The sequence below is a fragment of the Nocardia sp. NPDC060220 genome, from assembly GCF_042727815.1.
GTDB lineage: Bacteria > Actinomycetota > Actinomycetes > Mycobacteriales > Mycobacteriaceae > Nocardia.
Window position 1 is genome coordinate 1 of the sequence record NZ_JBHWZY010000822.1, and the last position, 3045, is coordinate 3045.

General features: G+C 66.9%; 4 protein-coding genes. All 4 read right to left on the reverse strand.

The annotated features are described in order from the left end of the window. Positions 1-517: sulfotransferase family protein (locus ACFWF3_RS30225; RefSeq protein ID WP_379317063.1), on the reverse strand; the 517-nt coding region annotated here is incomplete at its 3' end. A 13-nt stretch (positions 518-530) separates the two neighbouring features. Beyond that, positions 531-1316: an SDR family oxidoreductase gene (locus ACFWF3_RS30230; protein ID WP_378889518.1), complete on the reverse strand. Its 786-nt coding sequence runs from the start codon at positions 1314-1316 to the stop codon at positions 531-533. Further along, the gene (locus ACFWF3_RS30235) at positions 1313-2530 is read right to left on the reverse strand and encodes a hypothetical protein (protein WP_379317065.1); all 1218 of its coding nucleotides are present in this window, start codon (positions 2528-2530) and stop codon (positions 1313-1315) included. The genes ACFWF3_RS30230 and ACFWF3_RS30235 overlap by 4 nt, the downstream gene beginning before the upstream one ends. Beyond that, a partial coding sequence (gene cysC, locus ACFWF3_RS30240) for an adenylyl-sulfate kinase (protein ID WP_379317067.1) occupies positions 2527-3045 on the reverse strand: 519 nt, incomplete at its 5' end. The genes ACFWF3_RS30235 and cysC, both read right to left, overlap by 4 nt.

Consider the following 3045-nt stretch of genomic DNA (forward strand, 5'->3'; position numbering starts at 1 on the left):
GTAGCTGCCAGCATTCCTCCACGTCGGAGGCGCTCATGTAGTGCAGGCCCATGAACTCGGGGTTCTGCACCTGATGCTGTCGCAAGCCCGCGTCGATCTGCTGGTAGGCGGGATTGTCGCCCCAGGTCTCGCGCGGTGGTCGCGGCTGCGGGAAGTCGGTCAGCCACATCTCCAGCCCCTGGTTGGCCGGATCGGCGGCCAGCAGCCGGTGCAGCGCGGTGGTGCCGGTGCGAGGGAGACCCGTGACGAAAATCGGCCGGGTGACCGGGGTGTCGACATAGCCGGGATTCGCCGCCCACGCCGCTTCGCTCAGCGCGCGGGCGACCAGCGTGCCGCGCAGGAAGAAGCGCGACATCTTGGAGCCGATCTCGGTGAGCCCGGCTTCGTCGCGATACGAGTCGAGCAGAACCTGCAACGCCTCGGTGTAGTCGTCGGCCCCGAAATCGGTGAGACCGGTGAGTTTGGTGGCTGAGGCGTGCAGGTCGGCCACGGTGCCGACATCGGTGCGCACAGTCATCTTCTACAAGCTCCTAGTTGTGGTATTCGCCGCAGTTGACGTCGAGGGTCTGACCGGTGATCGCCGACGACCAGTCGGAGGCGAGAAACACCACGGCACGGGCGATCTCGTCGGGTTCGGGCAACCGCTTCAGATCGGACTTCGACGCGGTCTGCTCGTAGACCTGCTCGACGGTGATGCCGTACTTCTCGGCGACCTGACCGAAATACCACTTCAGCTGATCGGTCCAGATGTAGCCGGGCAGCACGCTGTTGACCCGCACGCCCTTGCCGCCGAGTTCGGTGGCCAGGGTCTGCGACATGGCCAGCAGTGCGGCCTTGGTGAGTTTGTAGCTGCCGTAGCGCGGCTCCGAGTGGCGCACCACCATCGAATTGATCATCACCACAGCGCCTTTGGCCTCGGCGAGCGCGGGCGCGAACGCCTGCGTCATCCGCAAGCCGCCGAGCACCGTCATATCCAGGCTCGACCGGATGTGGTCGAAATCGGTGCGGTCGAGGGGCTTCATCGACGGCACCGAGAACGCGTTGTTCACGAGCGCGTCGACCCGGCCGAAGGTGTCGACCGTGCGCGCTACGAGATTCTGGACCGCCGCCTCGTCGGTGATGTCAGTGGGCACGCTCAGCGTGGCGCCCCCCGCGGCCTCGATTTCGGCGGCTACCTCGAGCAGTCGGGATTCGGTGCGCGCCGCGAGCACGACCGTCGCCCCTGCCGCGGCCGCCTCCAGACAGATCGACCGGCCCAGACCCGGTCCGACCCCGGAAACGACGACGACCTTGCCGTCCAACAGTGCCCCGCTCATCCCAGCATCCTTTCGGCGAAAGCCCGCTGCCGGGCCGAGATCCGGTCGCGCCAGCCGGCGGCATCGATCCGGTTGTGTTCGAAATACGGAAGGTGTTGTGCGACTGCGTCGATCGGTACGACCTCGACCGTCGGCCCATCGGCCTCGGTCATCGGCCGATCGGTGCGCTGCCACCGGAACTGCAGAATTCCGCGCGTGCGGCCGGTGGTCTCGATCCAATTCGCGATGCCCGGATCCTGCTTGCTCACCACCATCCGGATCAGACCGTCCGAATCCGCCTGGGCCTGAGTGTGATTGAGGCTGGTCTGGTGGTTGACGTAGTCCAGGGAGATGTACCAGAGACTGCCCAGCTGGAAACCCTGATACGGCGCATCGGATTTCGGGACGGTGATCACCAGCGCCTGATCGTCGGCCAGATCGAAATGGCCCACCGAGGAGTACTGGGTGCTCAGTCCGCCGGGTGTGAGCCGGGGCGCGGTGAGGGTGTTCACCGGCAGATCGAGGTAGAACCACTTCGGGAAGTTGAACCAGGTGTGCACCCGGGTGAGCAGCATCTTCGCCGCCGCACCGTACCGTTTGCGCAGACGGGCCAGATCCGGTTCGACCGGTGCGGTGCCGATGGTGTCGACCCGCTCGATCCGGATCGAGCCCTTGCGCTCGGTCCAGTCGCTGTAGACCTCGCGCACGGCCAGCATGGACGCGCCTTCCCCGAGTGGGAAGTAGTCCGGCCCGGCGTCGGCCTTCGGCGGTCCGAAGCGCAGCGAGAAGCTGCCGTCGGCGGCGATCGGAATGCGCCGGTCGTCGAAGGCGTCGGCGCCACCGGGCACGTCGGTCGCGGTGTAGTCGCCTTTGAGTACCTGGAAACTCAGATCGACGGTGCTGCCGCGCACCCCGCTCACGAGGTACTCGGCGGTCGGCTCGATGGTCGCGTGGTAGTAGAGGGTGTCCGGGTTGTCCAGGCCCATCTTGGCGTACGGGCCGGTCGAGGACACGAAATAGGGATGCGAAGTGCCGTGGGCACCCGAAAGGCGCAGGCAGGCAGCGACGCTGGCGGCGAGATAGTCGTAGCCCTCGGCGAGGTCCTGATCGCTGCGGACGAATTCCGCCCCGGCGATGAGCGTTTCGGCCTGGGCTACCGCGGCGAGGAACGGCGCGGTGAGTGGTTCCGGTGGCGTGCTGCTACCGGATTCGGTGGCGGTACTGGAGTGGGTCAACGGTCTGTGATTCCTAGCTCTCGGAGGATGTGGGCGGCGATCTCGGCAGGCGAGCCGAGCTCGGGAGTGATGACCAGGTCAGCATGGTCGGGTCGTTCGTAGGGGGAGCCGATTCCGGTGAAGCCGGGCAGTTCGCCCGCACGGGCCTTCGCGTAGAGGCCCTTGGAGTCGCGGCGCTCGCATTCCGCGAGCGGAGTGTCGACGAAGACTTCGTGGAACGGCAGTTCGCGGTCGGTGTGGACGGTCCGTGCGGCGGTGCGCTGTGCGGCGAACGGGCTGATCACCGACACGATCGCCACCGCACCCGAATCGGCGAACAGCGCGGCGACTTCGGCGACCCGGCGAACGTTCTCGTCCCGGTCGGCGGGGGAGAAGCCGAGACCGGCGTTGAGACCGTGCCGCAGATTGTCACCGTCGAGCAGGTAGGCGGGCCGGCCTGTCGCGACCAACAGTCGCTCGAGCTCGACGGCCAGGGTGGACTTCCCCGACCCGGACAGGCCGGTCAACCACACCGT

What these genes read in the sequence shown, in the direction of transcription:
- ACFWF3_RS30230 (WP_378889518.1), bottom strand. Translation starts at nt 1,316, where the DNA reads ATGAGCGGGGCACTGTTGGACGGCAAGGTCGTCGTCGTTTCCGGGGTC.